This is a genomic window from Tunicatimonas sp., from assembly GCF_049647865.1.
GTDB lineage: Bacteria > Bacteroidota > Bacteroidia > Cytophagales > Cyclobacteriaceae > Tunicatimonas.
Genome location: NZ_JBARYM010000472.1, coordinates 1 through 1,882 on the forward strand (window position 1 = coordinate 1; position 1,882 = coordinate 1,882).

General features: G+C 43.0%; 1 protein-coding gene. It reads right to left on the minus strand.

What is annotated here, in order from left to right:
• Positions 1 to 85: 85 nt before the first annotated feature.
• Positions 86 to 1,882 (minus strand): T9SS type A sorting domain-containing protein (locus WBA23_RS14055; RefSeq protein WP_424582911.1); only part of this gene is annotated, 1,797 nt, incomplete at its 5' end.

Below are 1,882 nucleotides of genomic sequence, written 5' to 3' on the forward strand. Positions count from 1 at the left end.
CACCAAACCACTCTACGACCAGCTTACCGATCAACTAAACCGTTTTTACCAAAATTATTAAACGTAATTTGATAGGATAAAACGGTTACTCCTTGATGAATGAGGTGCGCTGCGTCTTTCCGTTTTCTGTAAAAACCACCAACGAATATATTCCACTTGGCAATGAAGCTACGGAGAATCGGGCATTATCTCCAGGCAATAGTGCTTTGGTGTTTAACTCTAATCCTTGCGTATTATATATCTTAATAGCTTGAACCCCAGCATAGTCTATCGTAATCCAGTTGGTTGCCGGATTTGGATAAATATTAAATACTTCATCTGCTGGAATAGATGAAATAGCGGTAACCTGATCCACTTTTAGGTTAAATGTTAGTATAGCAAAATCACCTGCTTGGTCCTGCGCCTGTAGCTGAACTTCTGTTTCCCCAACTAATCGGGCGGTTATTCGCAGTGAGTCAGACGTAAGTTCCAATTGAGCTACATCCGGATCGGCTACCGCCGCCTGAAACATTAGTGTATCGCCATCGGGATCAGTAAAAATAGTTGAGAGACTAATCTCCCACTGCTGGTACTCTACTAAATATTGAGTATTTAGCTGCTGTTTTACCAACGGGGCTTGGTTGGGGGGTAATACTGAGATGAGCAGCGTTACGCTAGAATATTCACCTACGGGATCGTAGGCATACAAAATTGCTTCCTGTTCGCCCAAGGCATTGGCCTGCCCAATTAATAGTTTATCTTCAATTCGGAGGTCTACCACTGAGCTTTTTAATACGCCTAAATCATTGGAAGAGAAAGAAGGACGAGTGAAACTATAGGTAAGCGAATCTTGATCGGGATCGGAAAATAGCGAATCCAAGTTTAGCCTAGCCGATTCACCCTGTAGCCGTATTGCTACCGCTAGCGTATCCTGAATTGGCTGAGGCGACTGATTTTCTGGCAGTATGGTTATTACTGAAGTGACTTCTGCTTTGTTTCCAACCGCATCGGTCACCCTGATAATACCCTCAGACTTACCTATTTCCCACGGATTAATTAACAGTATGCTATCCATTGTACGGGCGGAAGCAATAGCGTTACCTTTCCACTGAAAACTGAAACGCAGAGGATCTCCTTCCGGGTCGGTTACGAAGCTTGCTACGTTAAAACGAGCCTCACCCCGTTTAATAGCTATTGAGAAATTTACCAATGAGTCAGACCAAATTGGAGGCAGGTTTGGTTCAACTACTACCATTGTTATGGGAAGAACTTCTAACTCATCATCAAAAAACTGGAAGCGGATATTGGTGCGGTACTGACCCAACTCCTCATTTCCGGACTTTAGCTTAAAACGAAACCTGCCGACTTCTCGGGGCAGCAAGCTTCCGGCAGAGTCTATCATTGTCAACCAACTAGGTAATACCTCGTCAACTGACCATCTTAATGTGTCGGTAAAGCTAGTATTTTGCAAGCGAACTCCTCGGGTTAGGCTATCACTTTGAACTACCTCAGCTACTATTTCCGATGGGCTAATTAGTAGTGGTGGAGGTTCTAAACCTATTCCGTCCAGTAAAACCGCCATCTCAGGCTGTTGCAGATCATTGCTACTGATAGTGATCTGACCAGCTTGTTCGCTTAAGTCTTGTGGGGAGAATACTACTTGAAAAGTATACTTTTCTCCGGGGGCAATCATTATATTAACTGATTCTACAGTAAATAGCTCATTGTCAGATACTATATTATTTATTGTAAGAGTATCTGTTCCCTTGTTTTTGGCAACTAACTCTCTTTTTTTGGAGAATGTACGATACACTTCACCGAATTGTGCACGTCGGCTCGATACGTTTAGTTCGGGAGTGCCAGTAACTGTTAACTGTACTGGAATTTCTACTGTAGGATTATC